The organism is Halovibrio sp. HP20-59, from assembly GCF_033052795.2.
Taxonomy (GTDB): Bacteria; Pseudomonadota; Gammaproteobacteria; order Pseudomonadales; family Halomonadaceae; genus Vreelandella.
This window is the reverse complement of sequence record NZ_JAWJUW020000005.1, coordinates 95,007-114,776: the sequence shown is the minus strand read 5'-3', so window position 1 is coordinate 114,776 and position 19,770 is coordinate 95,007. Positions and strand designations below refer to the sequence as shown.

Below are 19,770 nucleotides of genomic sequence, written 5' to 3'. Positions count from 1 at the left end.
TTTAAGGCCGTTTTAAGACTGAGTACCACCGACGGTCAGCTCATCCAGCTTCAGGGTGGGCTGGCCGACACCGACCGGCACGCCCTGCCCCTCTTTACCGCACACGCCAATCCCGGTATCCAGCGCCATATCATGGCCAATCATGGATACACGCCCCATCGCTTCCGGCCCGTTGCCAATCAGGGTGGCGCCTTTCACCGGCGCGGTCACTTTACCGTCTTCAATGAGGTAGGCTTCGCTGGCAGAGAAAACGAACTTGCCAGACGTAATGTCTACCTGTCCGCCGCCAAAGCTCACCGCGTAAATACCACGCTTAACGCTTTTAATAATATCGCTGGGCTCGTCTTGCCCGGCGAGCATAACGGTATTGGTCATGCGTGGCATCGGCAAGTGGGCAAACGACTCACGGCGTGCGTTGCCGGTGGGGGCCATACCCATCAAGCGGGCATTGAGTTTGTCCTGCATATAGCCGGTCAAAATGCCGTCTTCGATGAGCGGCGTGTATTGGCCCGGCGTGCCCTCGTCGTCCACGCTCATTGAACCACGGCAATCTGCCAAGGTGGCATCATCCACGACGGTCACCCCTTTCGCAGCAACCCGCTGGCCCATCTGTCCGGCAAAGGCGGAACTTCCCTTACGGTTAAAATCCCCTTCCAAGCCATGACCCACCGCTTCATGGAGCAAAATTCCAGGCCACCCGGACGCTAGCACCACCGGCATTTGCCCGGCTGGCGCATCAATGGCTTCAAGATTCACCAGCGCTTGGCGTACGGCTTCTTTGGCATACTGTTCTGCGACGTTTTCGTCGCGTAATCGAGCCATTGAGTAACGACCACCACCGCCGGCGCTGCCGCGCTCACGGCGGCCATTTTTGACCGCGATCACACTGACATTAAAGCGTACCAGCGGGCGAATATCCGCCGCTAGAGTGCCATCGCTGGCGCGCACCAGCACCACCTCATAGGTGCCTGATAAAGAAGCACTTACTTGGCTGATGCTGGGGTCTGCGGCTCGTGCCACGCGATCGGCCTGTTTGAGCATGGCGACTTTCTCATCGGCACTTAGCCCCGCCAAAGGATCAACCCCGACATAACGCGATAGTGCAGACACCGAGTGAACGACTTGCCCCGGTAAGCGTTTGCCACTGCGCACAATACCTGCCGCCGTGCGACCAGTATCTACAAGCGCATCGGCAGTGATTTGATTCGAGTAGGCAAAGCCGGTCTTTTCACCGGCGAGAGAGCGCACGCCGACACCGCCATCGATGTTATAGCTGGCCTCTTTGACCTCGCCATCCTCGAGCACCCAGCCTTCTTGCCAAGTGCGCTGAAAGTACAGGTCAGCGTAATCAATGCCCGCACCCATGGCGTAATCCAAGCCGGTTTCTAACGCGTCTAAATCCAGCCCACCGGGCGTCAACAAAATGGCAGCAGCCGTATCTACATCACTTTTATATGCGGTCATTGGGAGCCTTCTAAAGTAACCTGCGGCGAGGCCCAAGGGCCTCGCACGCGATAATGGAGTGTCGTGGCGCGATCAAGCGCGTCGCCAAACAGCTGGTCGGCGATAAACAGCGCGCCGCCCACGATAGGCGCACCAACGGCAATCGCCGCGATAGGCAAACTTTGCGTCACAGGCAGTGTGACGCCAAGCCGCTGGTCGAGTTCACGCGAAACAAGGTCTGCGCTGCCAGTCAGCGTTAGAGTGGTGGCCGGGGCGTCAATTTGCAATGGGCCGCGTAGCGTCAATTGGCCATCAGCCACATCGGCAATACCCTTGACGCGGTCGAACGCTGTTCCCTGCCCGGTAACATCGGAAAAATCCAAGCGCAGGCGGCGTAATATATTATCGAAATTTAGCAATCCAATTAACCGCGCCGGTGCGGACTCCAGCGTTAAAAAGCGCCCATCCCGAATATCAGTACGGATAGAGCCGTCGGCGCGGCTTAAGTCCAACTGCCAGGGTGCGCCCGGCCAATCGAGGTTGGCATCCACATCGGTATTGCGGCTACGCATGACCACAGGTTGATTTAGGCGCTCAAGGGCGGTACCAAGGTCTCCGCCTAGAATGGAAATGTTCGCGCGCGTATGGCTGGTTGCCGAATTTCCCTCCCAATATAGCCCCCCCCGTGCGGAGAGCTGTCCGATGGTCAGCCCCACAGGCGCCAATGAAAAGCGATGCCCATTGGTTTTCCAATACGCAGTTAAGGGCCCAAAGCGACGTGGGCCCATGGTAATCTCGGCTATCCGCAAACGGCCGTTGGGCACATCGGCAAGCCAATTAGGCATTGTCGCTAGCACCTCGCGCTGGGTTTCGACCGATTCTAACCAAGAATCGGGAACTGGTGCGTCGCTGTCGTGCTCTACATTGGCTAAACGCAACAGGCGATCAAGCCCCAACGCCCCAATGGTGATGTCCAGCGGATGCGGCGATTGAACATTGTAGTTTAATCGCCCGGTGACCAGATTACCGCTTAGCGCCATATCAATCATGCCAGGGTTAATGTCGCCGTTCGCGCTAAGACTGCCCAGGCATTCGTCTTGGTAAACCACACAGGGAGTGGTGAGCGATACCGCTAGCGGTATCTGTCCATCGCCGCCCCTTGATGGCGTTCCTGACCCCATTAGCGGCTTAATCGCCTGTTGCCAGGCTAACGGGTCCAATCGCGGCACGGTAGCGTCAAGGTTAATACCCGGGTGAGCGGGCCAGGCGGGCAAACGCTGCGCTTGGCTGCCTAACGTTAACGACCCGGCGAGCGTGCCATCGCGCTGCTGGAGTCGGGCAGAGGCAATATCAGCCAGTTGACTCTCGATACGCCCATCAGCGATATCAGCCGATAATACCCAAGTCCATGGCTGCTGCGCCGATTTGGCAAAGGGCTCGGGCAGATGACTAATGACACCCAGCAAGCGACTCTCCAGCCGTAACAAAGGCGTAGGCGTTAGATCGACCTCGCCTTGCCACTGCAGTTGGCCTTCCAACGGCAGTGGCTTTTGGCTTCTATCTAACCCAGCCAGATCGAAAAGCGCGCCGGTGGCGACACTGCCCCGTAGCTGTATGTGATCGCGCAGCGTATCAATATCCGCATTGATTTCGCCCCCCAGCAGCCGACCACTGGCATTGCCCACTAAGCCACCTCGCTCACCACTCTGCAGCCAAGCGAGATCGCCCTCGACCGACCGTAAGGGGAGATCCAGCGGCAGATAGACCACCTCCGAAAAGCGCGGCTGCGCATTGATTTCCAACTGCAGCGCCTCGGGGGTTTCCAATGGCAACGCCAGCGCAATATCGCCGTTAACATCACCCGTTAGGCTAAAATCACTCAGCTGCGAAAGATCAACCTCGGGTATTGCCTGTAAAAACGACGTTAGCGCTCGCCCCTCTGCCTGTAGCTGTCCCGAAAGATTGAGCGTCTCATTTTCCATCACCACCTCACCTTCTGAAGCAGTGATGCCATGGCTTTGAGCGTTATCGATTTCAGCTTCTAGCACTCTATTGTGCCATTTCAGGCGGCCTTCAACTTCATTCAGGCGCGGCCAGCCTGGCGCAATCGGCAAATGCCCTTGGGTAACCGCCAACGCAAGCGTCGCGGTCATATCATCGGCGGTTACGCTGTTGCCTAACGGCTGGCTGAGCTGCAAAGAGCCCTCACTGACGTAGCCGCCAATATCATTAAGCAGCCATTCACGAAGTTTGTCGTCCATCACGTTGAGCGGCAACCACTGGGCCAGCGGGCGTTCTAGCGCATCGACGTCGCTAAAATCAAGGTCTAAGCCAAAATGTCCACGCTGATTAGCCATCGCTAAACCGAAGCCACCCGACACCTGGGCACCGTCCCAATCAGCACTAAGTCGCTTGCCGCTCACCATGGTATTGGGGCCGTCGTAAACCCACTCAACTTCACCTTCGGCGCGCCGCAGCTGCATAGGTGTCGCAAAAAATCGCGGGAAGTAGAGCGTGCTGTCGCCATTGCTGCTAAACAGCACGCGGCCCCGTAAATCGCGCGCCTGCACCCAGGCGTCCAAAGGACCTCCCCCTGGCGCCTGCTGCCACGGCGACACTTTTAAACCGGTTATTGCTGCATTGACGCCCCAGTGCCCATCTTGCTGCCCCACGTGCAACCCCTGAACCTGCCCCCGGGGCGCAAGGGTTTGTAATACCCGTGTCACCGACTCGGGTAGCAGCACATAGTCGCGCCAGGCGGTAAGCGAAGCCAATTCAAACGCACTGGTGCGTACTTCCCAGCTCCCCGGCTGATGGGTGGCGTGCCAGTGGCGCGGCAGGGCGGGCCCAACGTTGCCCCCGGCGGGCTGTGCCCATTCGACGCTATCAGCATCGCCGCTTAACCAGGCTTCGCCCCCTTCACCGTCACGCTGCCACAAGCCATTGGCCTCAATATCCCTTAATACCGCGTACTGCACTTGATGGCGCAGTGTTAACTGAGGAATATCAACAGCCACACGCGCCTCCTCAAGGCGCGCTGCGCGCCATCGCCCCCAAAGTCGTGCACTGCCCCCCGCCTGTTCCAAATAGGCCGCATGATCAGGCCGAAACATATCGGCCAGCACCACTAGTTGGTCAAGCTGAATATCCAACTGCAAGGCAGCCGAAAAGTCCCTGAAACCATGCTGTCCAGGCTGCATTTCAACCTTTATTTCCGCCGCAGGCAGCGGCTCCTCGCGGGCTTTCTCGAGCGATTCGGCGATATTAATCGCCCCTTCTAAGCGCGTGCGCCGCTCATCGCCCGACAGCAACAAGGTTTGGGCATGCAACATCACCTTATTGTGCTGGCCGTGCAGCACCACCCGGGTGTCGTCAGCCCATAGGCGCTGGCGCAAAATCAAGCCCGTCCAGTCATCAATAGCGGCCAGGTCTACCTCAGGTTCCGCCGCCAGCAGCGGCAACTCGGCGGGATCAGGCCATTGCCACGCCATGCCGCTGCCTTGATAGAGGTGAAACGCTGTACCGCTAACCCGCGCATCACTGAAAATCGGCGCCCGATTAACAAGCGACCCCCAGGTATCCAAACGCAGCGCCAGGCTCTCCAAGGCAAACAATGCCTGGCCATCGGCGGTTTCCGCGCTGAGCCCATCCAGGCGCAACAGTAGGTCATTACGGGCAAGTGAAAGCGATAAATGCTCAATCGTCACCGGCGCGCCGATACGCGCTTCAAGCAATGCCTCAATGTGGGGAGTAAGCACGTCGGCTTGGCTCATTAATAAGCGCAACAGCAGCAGCACTACTGCGACACTGCCTAACAACCAGGCAGTGATTAGCCAACACCAACGCACCAGTGAACGAATTGCCATGGTTTACATCAGCACGATGTCGTATTGCTCTTGGGAATAGTGCTGCTCCACCTGGAAACGAATGGTTTTATTAATAAATGTTTCCAGGTCGGCCACCGCCGCCGATTCTTCATCCAACAAACGATCAACCACAGACTGCGACGCTAGTACCATGTAGGTTTCAGCACTGTAAGCCCTTTCCTCGCGTAAAATCTCACGAAAAATTTCGTAGCAAATCGTTTCAGGAGTTTTAAGCGTACCCCGCCCGCTGCACGTAGGGCACGCTTCGCAGAGGGTTTGCTCTAAGCTTTCCCGGGTGCGTTTACGGGTGAGCTGAACAAGGCCTAACTCGGTAACGCCGGTGCACTTGGTTTTGGCGTGATCGCGCTCCAAGGCTTTTTCCAACACGCGCAGTACTTGTCGTTGATGCTCCACATCGACCATATCAATAAAGTCGATAATGATGATGCCACCCAAGTTACGCAACCTGAGCTGACGGGCAATCGCTGTAGCAGCCTCAAGGTTGGTTTTGAAGATGGTTTCTTCAAGGTTGCGATGGCCAACATAACCACCGGTATTCACATCGATAGTGGTCATGGCCTCGGTGGGATCAATCACCAGGTACCCACCCGACTTCAGCTGTACCTTACGCCCTAGGGCTTTTTGAATCTCGTCTTCGACGCTATACAGATCAAAGATAGGCCGCTCGCCGGGGTAGTACTCAATGCGGTCAACCGCATTGGGCATAAATTCTTCAGCAAATTCGACTAGCTTGACAAAATTCTCCCGCGAGTCGATGCGTACTTTTTCGATGTCGTCGCGCATCACATCGCGCAGCGTGCGTATAAACAGCGGCAAATCGTCATAAATCACGCTTTGCGGCGTCGCGGTCACTTTTCGCTCGCTCACTTTGCGCCATAGCCGCAGCAGAAAATACATATCGCCTTTTAGCTCTTCGTCGCCAACGCCTTCCGCCGCCGTGCGGACAATAAACCCACCCGTCACTTCCAGCGTCTGTTCCGCTACGCTGCTATCCAGCAGGGCTCTTAAGCGCTCGCGTTCGCGCTCGTCTTCGATGCGCTGAGAAACGCCGTGGTGCGGCGACTCGGGCATATACACCAAATAGCGCGAGGGGATCGACAGGTGCGTAGTTAAGCGTGCGCCTTTGCTGCCGATAGGATCTTTGGTGGCTTGCACCACCAACGCCTGCCCTTCGTGGAGCAACTGACCGATGGTTTGCTGCTCATCGGCTGGCGTGCTTGGCGGCATGACTTCGTGAGCATGAATAAACGCCGCCCGCTCTAAGCCAATATCGACAAAGGCAGCCTGCATACCAGGCAGGACACGAACCACTTTGCCTTTGTAGATATTGCCCACGATGCCGCGCCGACGGGAACGTTCGATCAGTGCCTCTTGCAACACACCATTTTCCACCAGCGCAACGCGGGTTTCCATGGGTGTTAAATTGATGAGAACTTCACCGCTCATGCGAAAATCCTTATTGGTTGACGTATTCCTTGCCAGCTATACAGGCGTTGATACCTTTACTCCAAAGGCTTAGACGCGCTGCCAGATAGGAACTCCCTGTCGGCGCAGCAAGTGCGTCGTCTCAAACAGTGGTAGCCCTACCACCGCTGAGTGACTGCCGTGAATCTGTTGTACAAATACGGCGGCAAACCCCTGTATGGCGTAGCCACCGGCCTTATCGACAGGCTCGCCAGTCTGCCAGTAGTCACTGATTTCCTGCGCATCGATTTCACGCAGGGTTACCTGAGTAGCCACACAGCAGGAAAGCATACCTTCAGGCCCCTTCACGGCCACTGCGGTAAGCACCTCATGCTGCCTTCCCGAAAGCAGCCGCAGCATTTTGGCACCCTCATCAAAATCCGCCGGCTTCCCTAGAATACGCCCATCAACGACGACGGCGGTATCTGAACCTAGGGTAGGTAAGTCAGTTAATGGGGACGCGGCCTCGGCTTTGGCGACGGCTAAACGATGTACATAGTCCCTGGCAGGCTCATCCATCAGCGGCGTTTCATCAATATTACAAGAGTGAACCGTGACCGGCACACCAATTGATGCCAGCAAGGCTTTTCGGCGTGGAGAGGCGGACGCTAAGCACAACACAGATGCTTTCATGAGGCCATCAACCGGCGCTCAAGGGCCTGAAACATCGTCGCTAGCCAGGGCCACAGAAAGGCGCTGATCAATGCAGGAATCAAAAAGGCTAAATGAATCGAAAAATCGCCCACGATAGTGCGTAGCCACTGGGCGACCAGCTGCATCAAACCCAGCAGCACCAGCACAAGTGCCGACTGCTGCACCAGCGAATAGGCCCGAAAACGGGGATAAACCAAGGCGCATAAGAAAGCTAATAATGCATAAATTAACGCATGCTGCCCCAGCGCAGTACCTTCAATTAAGTCCATCAAAATGCCCAGCACAAAGCCATGGAAAACGCCGACTCTATCGGGGGTGCGCATACACCAATAAATTAGCATAAGCCCCAACCATTCGGGTCGATAGACTTGCCATCCATCGGCTAGCGGCATGACTTGAAGGCACAGCGCCAAGATAAGGCTAAACCAAATCACCAAGAGTGGAACAGCGGGTGCGCGGGGCATCAGGGCACCTCTTGAGATGATGCATTTTGTGCGGGCAGCGCTCTGTCGGGCAGCGTTCTTTCGGGCAGCGCTACGTCAGAATCAGAGAGCTGAAGCGAGGAGCGTAATGCCTCTGCCGAGATATCTAACGTTTCATCCCATGCCTGTTCGTCCACGTCCTCTTGCGGGGGCGGAAAAAGCAGTAAGAAGTGACGCGAGCGTTGCAGTTGCGCCATGGGTTCAGCCGTTACCCGCGCAAAGGGCTGGCCCGGGTCGTGATAAACTTCCGTCACGCGGGCCACGGGATAGCCTGGAGGAAAGCGCCCGGCCAAGCCAGAGGTAGTGAGCAAATCACCCTCGCGGATATCAGCGGTATCGGGCACGTGCTTCACATTAACACTGTTGTAACGCCCCTCCCCCTGGACAATAAAGCGCAGACCGTTGCGGTTCAATTGAACTGGCAACGCATGGCTAGCATCCGCTAGTAACAATACACGGCTGGAATAAGCCGACACCGCGGTAATTTGCCCTACCAATCCAGTGGCATCAATCACCGGCTGCCCCACGTAAGCGCCGTTACGGTGGCCACGATTAACCACCATTTGATGGCTGAAAGGATCGTTATCCAGCGACAATAGCTCAGCAGTAATATACGGAATTTTCCGCCGCTCGGCGGCCTTTAGCAGATCACGCAGTTGCTGGTTTTCCGCTGTTAGGTTCGCCATCCGCTGGCCACGATGGGAAAGGGCCAGAATCTGCTCGCGCAGGCGGCGATTTTCATCTACTAAGGCCTGCTGATCCGAGAGTGCCAGCGAGCCCCAATTCAATAAGTCGCTAGGCACGCTAACGACCCACTGAATCGGTGCAACGACCATCGACATTTGCGCACGCACTTGCTCCATGCGCGTGAAATGCTGGTCGACAAACATCAAGGCACTAGCGGCCAATGCGCAAAAGAACAGCCGATAGCCCGGCAGTGGTCCATGCGAAAACAGCGGTTTAATAGGCAATCCCCCCGCAATTGACCGCTGCGATTAGTCGCTCGACAGTAACTCAAAAGTGTGTTGATCAATCATTTCCAACGCTTTGCCGCCGCCGCGAGCAACACAAGTTAACGGATCTTCGGCAACGATGACCGGCAGTCCTGTTTCTTCAGCAATCAGCTTATCCAGATCGCGCAGCAAAGCGCCGCCACCTGTTAGCACCAAGCCACGTTCGGCGATATCGGACGCCAGCTCTGGCGGCGACTGCTCTAAAGCACTTTTCACGGCGGCTACAATGGATCCCAGCGTTTCCTGCAAAGCTTCCAGCGTTTCGTGGGAGTTGAGGGTAAAGCTACGCGGAATACCTTCGGCCAGGTTACGTCCGCGTACGTCTATTTCACGTAGCTCACCACCGGGGTAGGCACAACCAATCTCTTCTTTAATTCGCTCGGCCGTAGCCTCGCCAATCAGGCTGCCGTAGTGGCGTCGTACGTAAGCGGTGATGGCTTCGTCGAAGCGGTCGCCGCCCACCCGAATTGACTCGGAGTAGACCACGCCATTGAGTGAGATAATCGCGATTTCAGTGGTACCACCACCAATATCCACCACCATCGACCCTTGAGCTTCTTCAACCGGAAGCCCCGCGCCGATTGCCGCTGCCATGGGCTCTTCTATCAAGAACACCTCGCGAGCACCCGCACCTTCAGCAGACTCGCGAATTGCGCGACGCTCAACTTGCGTTGACATGCAAGGCACACACACCAGTACACGTGGACTCGGCGTCAAGAAAGTACTTTGGTGAACTTTGCGGATAAAATGCTGGAGCATTTGCTCAGTCACGGTGAAGTCGGCGATAACGCCATCCTTCATTGGACGGATCGCGGTAATGTTGCCAGGTGTTCGCCCTAACATTCGCTTGGCATCGGTACCGACTGCCGCGACGCTGCGCATATTGCCAGACTGGCGAATTGCAACCACGGACGGCTCATCAAGCACGATACCGCGACCGCGTACATAAATCAGTGTGTTGGCCGTACCCAAATCGATCGATAGATCGCTGGAAAACAGCCCCCTCAAACGTTTAAACATGGATGTTGTTACCTAGTGCAGACCGGGAACCCTATGCGGATGCAAACGGTATCACCGCAACCCCCTCGCAGCAAGCACGAGTCGTGCCTAACACTGCCCGTAGAGGCTAAGATGTGGTACCTTTTGCGGCTATTTTCCACGTCTGCTATACAAGACGTTTCTTTGATGCAGGTATGTATACCGCTTATTGTGGGATACGTTCCATCACGTTTGCGAGGAAATCTCGATCATGGCGCTTGAAGACTCTCATGTGCGCCGGGCCGCTCACTTGGCCCGACTCGCCGTCAGCGATGACCAAGCCAGCGGCTTTGTAGACGACCTAAGCCGGATTCTGGACATGGTCGATCAGCTACAAAGCCTTGATACTGAAGGCGTTATGCCGCTCGCCCATCCATTAGATGCGACCCAGCGATTGCGCGCCGATGAAGTCACCGAAGCCAATCAGCGCGACGCTTTTCAGCGCTGTGCTCCGGCAGTGGAAAATGGTTTGTATCTCGTCCCGCGCGTCGTCGAATAGGGCTGAATGAATCAACGCACTTTCGAGTGCACCCGAGCCACCCCTATCGGTTCTTTTTTTGCCCCTGAACGGAGCTTTCGGGTCATGTATGAGAAAACATTAACGCAACTCGCTGCGGCGCTAAAAAGTGGCGAGTTTTCCAGCCGCGAGCTGACCGCTCACTATTTACAGCGCATTGAAAAAGCTGACACCAAGCTGAACAGTTTTATCAGCGTGACTGCAGAGCAGGCGCTTGAACAGGCGGAAATAGCCGACAACGCACGTGCAAACGGTAATGCGGGAACGCTTGCGGGCATCCCCCTGGCGCTAAAAGATATTTTTTGTACCCGTGATGTTAAAACCAGCTGCGGCTCGAAAATGCTGGATAATTTTATTGCCCCGTACAATGCCACAGTAGTGGAAAAACTAAACGCCGCTGGCACCATCAGCCTGGGCAAAACCAATATGGACGAGTTCGCCATGGGCTCCTCCAACGAAAGCAGCTACTACGGCCCGGTCAAAAACCCCTGGGATCTCACTGCGGTGCCCGGCGGCAGCTCAGGCGGCAGTGCAGCGGCTGTCGCGGCAGGTTTAGTACCCGCCGCCATGGGTACCGATACCGGTGGTTCTATTCGCCAGCCGGCGGCGTTTTGTGGCATCACCGGCTTAAAGCCGACCTATGGTCGCGTGTCGCGATTTGGCATCATTGCCTACGCCTCCAGCCTCGACCAAGCTGGGCCAATGGCACGCAGCGCCGAGGATTGCGCCCACCTGCTAGGCGTGATTGCTGGCCACGACGGCCGCGACTCCACCAGCGTTGCCCGCGGCGTGCCCGACTATGTGGAAAACCTTGATGCCCCGCTCTCGGGCCTTAAAATCGGCCTTCCCAAAGAATATTTTGGAGACGGCTTAGCCCCCGAGGTCGAAAAAGCCGTCCGCGACGCGGTGAAAGTTTACGAATCGCTGGGCGCCACGGTGCGCGATGTCAGCCTGCCGCACACCCACTACGCGATCCCGGCCTACTACGTCATTGCCCCTGCGGAAGCCTCTTCCAATCTGTCGCGCTACGACGGGGTGCGTTTTGGCCACCGCTGCGACAATCCCAGCGATTTGATCGACCTCTACACACGTTCGCGGGCTGAAGGCTTTGGCGAAGAAGTCAAACGACGCATCCTAATTGGCACTCACACGCTGTCAGAAGGCTTCTTTGACGCCTACTACACCAAAGCCCAGCAGGTGCGGCGTTTGATCCGTCAGGACTTCCTGGACGCCTTTGAAGACGTCGATGTGCTGATGGGCCCCGCCTCGCCCACGCCAGCCTTTGACTTGGGTGCCAAAAAAGACCCGGTGTCGATGTACCTGCAGGATATCTACACCATTGCGGTCAACCTGGCGGGCATTCCCGGCATCAGCGTACCGGCTGGTTTTGTTGGCAATCGCCCGGTGGGCCTTCAGATTCTTGGCACCCATTTTGCCGAAGCGCAGCTGCTTAACGTCGCGCACCAGTTTCAGCAAGCGACCGACTGGCATTTACAACGTCCTGCCTTTGCCGAGGAGTACGCCTAATGCAATGGGAAACCGTGATTGGGCTTGAAGTCCACGTTCAGCTCGCAACGCGTTCAAAGATTTTCTCCGGCGCCTCAACGGCATTTGGCGCGGAGCCAAACACCCAGGCCTGCGCGGTGGATTTAGGTCTACCCGGCGTATTGCCAGTGCTTAATGAGCAGGCCGTGGCCATGGCCGTTCAATTTGGCTTGGCGGTGCATGCAGACATCGCCGAAGTGTCGGTGTTTGACCGTAAGAACTACTTCTACCCCGACCTGCCCAAGGGCTATCAGACCAGCCAGATGTATCATCCTATCGTCGGCCCCGGCGACGTTGAGATCACGCTTGAAGACGGCAGCACCAAGCATATCCGCATTCATCATGCCCATCTTGAAGAAGATGCCGGCAAGTCGCTGCACGAAGACTTTCACGGCATGACCGGTATCGATTTGAACCGAGCAGGCACACCACTGCTGGAAATCGTCTCCGAGCCGGATATGCGCAACGCGAAAGAAGCTGCGGCGTATCTCAAGGCGATTCACTCAATCGTCACCTACCTGGGCATTTCCGACGGCAATATGGCGGAAGGTTCAATGCGCTGCGACGTCAACGTCTCGGTTCGCCACAAAGGACAAGATGTATTCGGCACCCGCGCCGAGATTAAAAACGTTAACTCGTTTCGCTTTGTCGAGCGCGCAATCGCCTTTGAGGTCGAGCGACAAATTGAGCTGATCGAAGATGGCGGCAGCGTGGTTCAGGAGACACGCCTATTTGACCCTGAACGCGACGAAACCCGCAGCATGCGCACCAAGGAGGAAGCCAACGACTACCGTTATTTCCCTTGCCCCGACCTGCTGCCGGTAGTACTCGACCAAGCCTACCTGGATCACTTACGCAGCCAGCTGCCTGAGCTACCGGCGGATAAGCGCGCGCGCTTCCAAAACGAGCTGGGCCTGTCTGCTTATGACGCCAACGTGATCTCCGCCAGCCGCGATATGGCCGAGTTCTTTGAGGCAGTTCATAGCGAATGCGGCGACGCCAAGCAGGCCGCCAACTGGGTCCAAGGTGAGCTTTCCGGGGCGCTTAACCGTGAAAACCAGAGCATCGCCAATAGCCCGATTTCGGCGCGCCAGCTTGGCCAACTGATCAGCCGGGTGCTGGATGACACCATTAACGGCAAAGCCGCCAAAGAGGTTTTTCAGGCGCTATGGAATGGTCAGGGTAAGTCCGCCGACGAGGTGATTGACGCGAAAGGTCTCAAGCAGGTGACCGACACTGCCGCTATCGAGGCAATGATCGACCAAGTGATTGCCGATAGCCCCGCTCAGGTCGCCCAATACCGCGACTCGGAGCCGGAAAAACGCGGCAAAATGATCGGCTACTTTGTGGGCCAGGTGATGAAGGCGTCGCGTGGCACCGCCAACCCACAACAGGTAAACGGCTTGCTAAAAGAGAAGCTCGACGCCCTGCTGTAACACCTAAAAAACGGCTGCCTAGGCAGCCGTTTTTTAATGGCATAAAGCTGAACTATTTCAACTGACTTGGCTGAGTAATGCGCTTCAACTGCGCACAGCCTGCTGCCCATACGTCAGCTTCAAGCTCGGCGATGGCGGCCGTTGGAAAGCCAACCCCCTGGGCAGCGCTACCCTCGACCAACAGCCCTGTCAAATCGCCCACCAGCGGCATGTGACTGACCAGCATAATCGGCGCGCCCTCAGGCTGTTCAAGCAACCAATCGCTCACCCCACTGGGCGAGTCATCTGGGGTAATAATAGCCAGCGTTTCGAGCGAGGCTCCCAGCGCATCGCATAGCGTTTGCGCGGTTTGCTGCGCGCGCGCATAGGGGCTGGCATAAATTCTCGGCATTGCTAGCTCGCCCACAGCCACACGCTCGGCCAGCCAGCGCGCCATTTTTTCGACTTCCCGTTCGCCGCGGAAGGTTAAGCGACGAGCAGCATCGGAAGACCCCGGTGCGGCCTCACCGTGACGCATCATCAGCACATCAGGCATTGCTGCCTCCGTTGTCCTTGGAAACGCTGTCTTTAGAAACTTTGTTCTGAAAAGCCTGGTTGTGAGGAGCTTGGTCTCGATGGGCCTGCTGTACGGCTTCACGAGGCAGGATAAACTCGACGTCGCTACTCTGCTCACCCATCATGAGGGTACGCGCCATCTCCTTAGCCGCAACGCCGCCAAACAGCACGTGGGAAAGGCCTTCTGCAAGGGGCATGTAAACCCCCATTTCGCGCGCTTTGGCGCATACCAGCTTAACGGTGTTGACCCCCTCGGCGACCTGACCAAGCGCATCAACAGCCTCCTCCAGCGAGCGCCCCTCACCCATGGCATAACCCACCCGATAGTTACGGGATAAATTCGACGAACAGGTGACAATTAAATCTCCCACTCCCGCCAAGCCTAAAAAGGTCATGGGATTAGCCCCTTGGGCAACGGCGAAGCGGCTCATTTCCGCCAAGGCGCGGGTCATCAGCATGCTGCGGGTATTTTCGCCCATCCCTAGCGCGGCCGCCATACCCGCAGCGATGGCGTAAATATTTTTCAGCGCGCCAGCAAGCTCGACGCCGTGGCGGTCATTGCTGGCGTATACGCGAAAGTAACCACAGCCTAACGCCTGCTGAACCCGGGTACGCGTTAGCGGGTCGGCGCTGGCAATCACGGTAGCGGTCAGCTGCTTATCGGCAATTTCAGAGGCCAGGTTGGGCCCCGCAATCACCCCCACATGGTGATAGCCCGTCTCTTGCTCAAGCACTTGACTCATCAGCAAAAAACCGTCCTGCTCAATGCCTTTGGTGGTGCTAACCAGTATTTGCTCAGGGCGAAGCCAGCCTTTCGCCGCTTGAACGACACTGCGAAACGCCTTTGAAGGAATCGCAATCAGCACCAATTCAGCATCGGCCAGTACCGCTTGAAGATCCGTTGAGGCCTCCACGGCCGGGTTCATTGCGTAATGCGGCAAATAACGCCCGTTACGATGCTCTCGGTTGATTTGCGTGACCAGCGTTTCGTCACGCATCCACTGACGAACGCGAGCGCCGTTATCGGCGGCAATACTCGCTAGCGCCGTGCCGAAGCTGCCGCCCCCCAGCACTGCGACACTGATTTGTTGCTCAGCCATAATGATGTCCTAATCAATCGTGCAGAACGTATATCTACTTTAACAAACCTAGTCTATTAAGCTTGGTCTACCAAAACAGACGGCCCGCTTGGGGACACCAAACGGGCCGTCTTAGGCACAGATATAGCGCCCTAGCGATAAAACCTAAACTAGGCGGTCAGTACGCTATTCAAACGCTTCACATAGGCGGCAGGATCATCGAGATGACCGCCTTCAGCAATAATCGCTTGATCAAGCAGGATATAAGCGAGCTGGTTGAAGAGATCACCCTCTGCGCCTTCTAAACGCGCGACCAGAGCATGCTCAGGGTTAAGCTCTAGAATCGGCTTCACCTCAGGCAATGGCTGACCGGCGGCCTCCATGATGCGACGCATCTGGTAGCCCATCTCGTGTTCCGGCAATACCACACAGGCCGGAGAATCAGTCAGGCGGTGAGTCACTTTTACTTCTTGAACACCATCACCCAGCGCCTCTTTAACGCGCTTGACTAGATCCTCTTTGGCTTTGGCCGTCTCTTCCTGAGCTTTCTTCTCTTCTTCGTCCTCTACATCGCCCAGGTCCAATTCACCTTTGGCCACATCTGCAAAGGTTTTGCCATCAAACTCGGTCAGATGACTCATCAGCCAGTCGTCAATGCGGTCCGAAAGCAGCAGTACTTCGATGCCTTTTTTGCGGAAGATTTCCAGATGCGGGCTATTTTTGGCCGCATTGAAACTGTCGGCCACCACATAGTAAATCTTCTGCTGGCCTTCTTTCATGCGCTCAACATAGTCTGCTAGCCCATGCTCCTGGGCCGCCGTATCGCTGTGAGTTGAGGCAAAGCGTAGCAGGCCAGCGATTTTTTCGCGGTTAGCTGAGTCTTCGCCAGGGCCTTCTTTTAGTACGCTGCCGAAACTGTTCCAGAACGCTTGATACTGCTCTTTATCTTTAGTGAGCTTCTTGAGCATATCCAAACCGCGCTTGGTGAGCGCCGCTTTGATCTTATCGACCTTGGGGTCCTGCTGAAGCAATTCACGAGAGACGTTTAGTGACAGTTCGCGGGTATCGAGTACGCCTTTGATAAAGCGCAGATAGAGCGGTAGGAACTGTTCAGCGTCGTCCATGATAAAGACCCGCTGGACGTAAAGTTTGACACCTCGCGAGCCATCGCGGTCAAACATATCAAACGGCGCGCGACCCGGCACATAGAGAAGGCTTGTGTATTCGAGCTTGCCTTCTACCTTGTTGTGGCTCCAGGTCAGCGGGTCAGAAAAATCGTGGGCAACGTGCTTGTAAAACGCTTTGTACTCATCGTCGGTAATCTCGCTCTTGGGGCGTGCCCACAGCGCGGTTGCCTCGTTAACGGTTTCCCAGGTGGTGACTTCACTGCCTTCGATGCTGTTGCCTTCATCATCCTTCGCCGCCTCAGTTTTCGGCATGCGCACCGGCACCTCAATGTGGTCCGAGTACTTACGGACCAAGCCCTGCAAGCGATAGTCGTCGGCAAACTCTTTGGCGTCGTCTTTCAGCAGCAGCGTAATTTCGGTGCCGTGCTGAGCGCGCTCGATATCGGCAACGGTAAACTCACCTTCCCCTTTGGAACGCCATTCAACGCCTTCAGAAACGTCGGTGCCCGCTTTGCGCGTGCGTACCGTAATTTCATCAGCGACGATAAAGCCAGAGTAGAAGCCAACACCGAACTGACCAATCAGCTTAGCGTCTTTTTGCTGCTCGCCAGAGAGCTGCTTAAGAAACTCGGCAGTGCCTGAACGGGCAATGGTGCCTAGATTGGCAATGACGTCTTCGCGGTTCATGCCGACACCGTTATCACGCAGCGTGATGGTGTTGGCTTCTTTATCATGCTCAATTTCGATACGCAGCTCGCTGTCGCCTTCATACAGCGCATCGTTATCGAGTGCCGCGTAACGCAGCTTGTCGCAGGCATCCGCCGAATTCGAGATAAGTTCGCGTAGGAAAATCTCCCGGTTCGAGTACAGGGAGTTAATCATCAAATTCAGCAGCTGCTTGACTTCCGTCTGAAAGCCTAGCGTTTCTTCGTGGTTCGCTTTTTCGTGGGTAGCTGTCGTCATGCGCTTAGCCCTTATAGATCACGTTGAGTCATGCGCCTCTGCGCCATAGCAGCAGAGGCATAAAGTTAGTTCGTGAACCTGATATGGGGATAAGCCGCGTTTTTTCAAGCGGCTGAGCATTAAGAAGGGGTGATATCGGGGTCGCTATATTTCCAGATACGGTAATCTTCTAAGCGTTGATCGATACGGTTGAGTAGCCAACCGACAATCAACACGTCATCGACCACGCCGATCAGCAGCAAGAAATCGGGTATCAGGTCAAACGGCATTATCAGGTAGCCCAGCGCCAGGGCCATCATAGCGAAGGCCGACCAGGGAACAGGCCGAAAACTGCCACGCAGCACATCACGGGTCATGGGCAGAAACAGCTTTAGCGCACGCACAATACGTTTTGTCGCCCAAAGGCGAGATTTGAGTCGACGCAAGAACCACCAAGTGGATAATGGGGCCATTGTCATTGAATCCTCTGAGTACCTGTAATGTCGGATAGTCGCTGTCAATATTCTTTCATTATACAGCGCTCAGCTGTCGCCGCCCCTACTTCTCAGATCACAATAGCGTGACATCAATAAAGAGAGAGCACCATGCTGGTTTCGCCATTTCGCCATACCGCCCGTGCACTTTGTAGCGTTGTGCTGGGTACCGCCCTCTCGGCGGGGATGCCCGCCGTGTCGTGGGCCGCATCCGATAGTGAGCTACGCGACGCTCTTGCCGCGGCCCGAGAACAACAGTGGTCGCGGGTGAATGAACGCTCGATTGAAGACCATCCGCTGCGTGGCTATGTCGAATATCATCGCTTGAAAGGACAGCTGCCGAATGTCGCTCCCGAGCTAGTACAGCAGTTTATTGACCGATACAACGATTCTCCCTTGGCGGTGTGGCTCCGGGGTCAGGCGATAGCTCAATACGGCTATGCAGGTCACTATAGAAATCTGCTTGCGGTGGCCGATGGAGAGCCTGCCGGCACGGCTCGCCAGTGCTACTACTACACAGCGCTGCTGGATGAGCAGCCTCAGCAGGCGAGCGAAGCGGGGTTGGCTTTATGGCACGTCGGCAGCTCTCAGCCCGATGCTTGCGACCCGCTGTTTGACCGCCTGCGCGCCAACGGCACGATTGATGCCTCGGCGATCTGGGAACGCAAAATGCTGGCTTGGCAGGCGGGTGAGTCACGTCTATCCAGCTACCTGGGTGGGCTATTAAGCGGCCGGTGGCAAACCGCCCTTGAGACGGTGGAAAGCGTTACCGCGCGCAGCAGCGCGATTACCCAGGCGCCTTCCTGTCTAGGCCCGGAATGTGCAGCTACGGCAAGTTTTTATAAGGCCGTCATGCAGCGCTACACTCGGGAAGACACCCCCGCCGCGTTTGCCGCTTGGCAGGCTCTCTCGACACGCTTAAACCTGTTACCCAGCGACCAACAGGCCATTGAAGAAAAGCTGGCCTTTTATGCCCTGGTGCGCGAAGTACCCGGCACGCTAAGCTGGGTCGACAGCGTGCTACCCAACCTTCAAAGCGAACGTGTATTAGAGCTACGCGTTCGCCATGCGCTGGCCCACCGGGATTGGAACGGTGTGCTCCACTGGATCGCTGAAATGCCCACGACTCAGCAGGAAAATAGTCGCTGGCAGTATTGGCTGGGCCGTGCCAACGGGCAGCTTGGCAACGAAGCGGCCGCTGAAGAACGCTACCAGCAGGCCGCTCAGGATCGCAGTTTTTACGGCTTTGCCGCAGCAGAAAAACTTGGTCAACCGTATCAGCTAAATCTTGAGCGCCATCACTTTGATGAAGCATCGCGGCAGCGCATTGCCCAACTTCCCACCGTGCAACGTACCGAGGCCCTCCTGCGTATCGGCGAGAATGGTCTCGCCAACAGCGAGTGGTTGCACGCAGTGCAGAACGGGTCCCCTGAACAGGCACGGGCACTGGCCGACTACGCCGCCAGCCAGCAGTGGCACGCCCGCTTAGTGCAGACCACCATTGCCGCCGAAATGTGGGATGCGCTGGACTGGCGCTTCCCCCAGGCCTACCACGATGACTTTCAACACTGGGGCCGTCTCACCGGCGTTGACCCTTACTTGCTAATGGCGATTACCCGTCGAGAAAGCGCTTATAACCCTAATGCACTGTCGCCCGCCGGAGCGCGTGGTTTAATGCAGTTAATGCCGGGTACCGCCAGCCAAGTCAGCCGCGAGCTGGGTATTAACGACCCTGGCCCTTACGGCGTGCTCGACCCAGAGCTCAATATCCGCCTGGGTAGCACCTACTTGCGCGACAAGCTGCAACGCTACCAGGGCAACCGCCTGGCCGCCGCCGCTGCCTATAACGCAGGCCCTGGGCGCGTCGACCGCTGGCTTGGGGATGGCGTAGAGGCTTTTGATCTCTTTGTAGAAAGTATCCCCTACCGCGAAACCCGCAACTATGTACAGGCGGTGCTTAGCTATCGGGTTATTTTTGAGAGTCTCGCCAACGGCGGCAATAGCGAAGGCGTTTCACTGCTTAGCGATAGCGAGCAGCAGGTGCGCTACGATCGCGCCTTACTTACACGCCGATAAGCCACTTCGCTGTTCTGC

At 56.4% G+C, this 19,770-nt stretch carries 15 protein-coding genes; 4 read left to right on the top strand and 11 right to left on the bottom strand.

The features are described 5' to 3' along the window. Positions 1–12: 12 nt before the first annotated feature. From tldD to RZA33_RS07680, 7 genes are all read right to left on the bottom strand, one after another. Complete coding sequence (gene tldD, locus RZA33_RS07710) at positions 13–1,464, bottom strand: metalloprotease TldD (protein ID WP_317507271.1); 1,452 nt, start codon at positions 1,462–1,464, stop codon at positions 13–15. Beyond that, positions 1,461–5,309, bottom strand: coding sequence for a YhdP family protein (locus RZA33_RS07705; RefSeq protein WP_317507270.1), 3,849 nt, complete (start codon positions 5,307–5,309; stop codon positions 1,461–1,463). Before RZA33_RS07705 ends, tldD begins: the two co-directional genes overlap by 4 nt. Positions 5,310–5,312: 3 nt before the next feature. Then, on the bottom strand, positions 5,313–6,776 hold the full coding sequence (gene rng, locus RZA33_RS07700; protein WP_317507269.1) for a ribonuclease G: 1,464 nt from the start codon (positions 6,774–6,776) through the stop codon (positions 5,313–5,315). A gap of 69 nt (positions 6,777–6,845) precedes the next feature. After that, the gene (locus RZA33_RS07695; protein WP_317507268.1) at positions 6,846–7,427 is read right to left on the bottom strand and encodes a nucleoside triphosphate pyrophosphatase; all 582 of its coding nucleotides are present in this window, start codon (positions 7,425–7,427) and stop codon (positions 6,846–6,848) included. Continuing rightward, a complete protein-coding gene (gene mreD / locus RZA33_RS07690) occupies positions 7,424–7,912 on the bottom strand; it encodes a rod shape-determining protein MreD (RefSeq protein ID WP_317507267.1) in 489 nt (162 codons plus the stop codon). Before mreD ends, RZA33_RS07695 begins: the two co-directional genes overlap by 4 nt. After that, on the bottom strand, positions 7,912–8,901 hold the full coding sequence (mreC, locus tag RZA33_RS07685; protein WP_317507266.1) for a rod shape-determining protein MreC: 990 nt from the start codon (positions 8,899–8,901) through the stop codon (positions 7,912–7,914). The genes mreD and mreC overlap by 1 nt, the downstream gene beginning before the upstream one ends. A 24-nt stretch (positions 8,902–8,925) precedes the next feature. Continuing rightward, positions 8,926–9,963: a rod shape-determining protein gene (locus RZA33_RS07680; protein ID WP_146874007.1), complete on the bottom strand. Its 1,038-nt coding sequence runs from the start codon at positions 9,961–9,963 to the stop codon at positions 8,926–8,928. 229 nt (positions 9,964–10,192) lie between these two features. Between RZA33_RS07680 and gatC the strand changes: the two genes are divergently transcribed. The 3 genes from gatC (at position 10,193) to gatB (ending at position 13,479) form a co-directional block, all read left to right on the top strand. After that, on the top strand, positions 10,193–10,480 hold the full coding sequence (gatC, locus tag RZA33_RS07675; protein ID WP_317507265.1) for an Asp-tRNA(Asn)/Glu-tRNA(Gln) amidotransferase subunit GatC: 288 nt from the start codon (positions 10,193–10,195) through the stop codon (positions 10,478–10,480). Positions 10,481–10,564: 84 nt separating this feature from the next. Beyond that, a complete protein-coding gene (gene gatA / locus RZA33_RS07670; RefSeq protein ID WP_317507264.1) occupies positions 10,565–12,025 on the top strand; it encodes an Asp-tRNA(Asn)/Glu-tRNA(Gln) amidotransferase subunit GatA in 1,461 nt (486 codons plus the stop codon). Continuing rightward, a complete protein-coding gene (gatB, locus tag RZA33_RS07665) occupies positions 12,025–13,479 on the top strand; it encodes an Asp-tRNA(Asn)/Glu-tRNA(Gln) amidotransferase subunit GatB (protein WP_317507263.1) in 1,455 nt (484 codons plus the stop codon). Before gatA ends, gatB begins: the two co-directional genes overlap by 1 nt. A 52-nt stretch (positions 13,480–13,531) precedes the next feature. Here the strand turns inward: gatB and sixA are convergent, their stop codons facing one another. The 4 genes from sixA to RZA33_RS07645 form a co-directional block, all read right to left on the bottom strand. Beyond that, positions 13,532–14,014, bottom strand: a complete 483-nt coding sequence (sixA, locus tag RZA33_RS07660) for a phosphohistidine phosphatase SixA (RefSeq protein WP_317507262.1) — start codon at positions 14,012–14,014, stop codon at positions 13,532–13,534. Then, a complete protein-coding gene (locus RZA33_RS07655; RefSeq protein ID WP_317507261.1) occupies positions 14,007–15,134 on the bottom strand; it encodes an NAD(P)H-dependent glycerol-3-phosphate dehydrogenase in 1,128 nt (375 codons plus the stop codon). Before RZA33_RS07655 ends, sixA begins: the two co-directional genes overlap by 8 nt. A gap of 149 nt (positions 15,135–15,283) precedes the next feature. Further along, complete coding sequence (gene htpG, locus RZA33_RS07650) at positions 15,284–17,203, bottom strand: molecular chaperone HtpG (RefSeq protein WP_317507260.1); 1,920 nt, start codon at positions 17,201–17,203, stop codon at positions 15,284–15,286. 119 nt (positions 17,204–17,322) lie between these two features. Further along, on the bottom strand, positions 17,323–17,655 hold the full coding sequence (locus tag RZA33_RS07645) for a YkvA family protein (RefSeq protein WP_317507259.1): 333 nt from the start codon (positions 17,653–17,655) through the stop codon (positions 17,323–17,325). A gap of 132 nt (positions 17,656–17,787) precedes the next feature. On the opposite strand from RZA33_RS07645, the gene RZA33_RS07640 reads away from it, so the two are divergent. Next, positions 17,788–19,752, top strand: a complete 1,965-nt coding sequence (locus RZA33_RS07640) for a transglycosylase SLT domain-containing protein (protein WP_317507258.1) — start codon at positions 17,788–17,790, stop codon at positions 19,750–19,752. Positions 19,753–19,770: the final 18 nt, after the last annotated feature.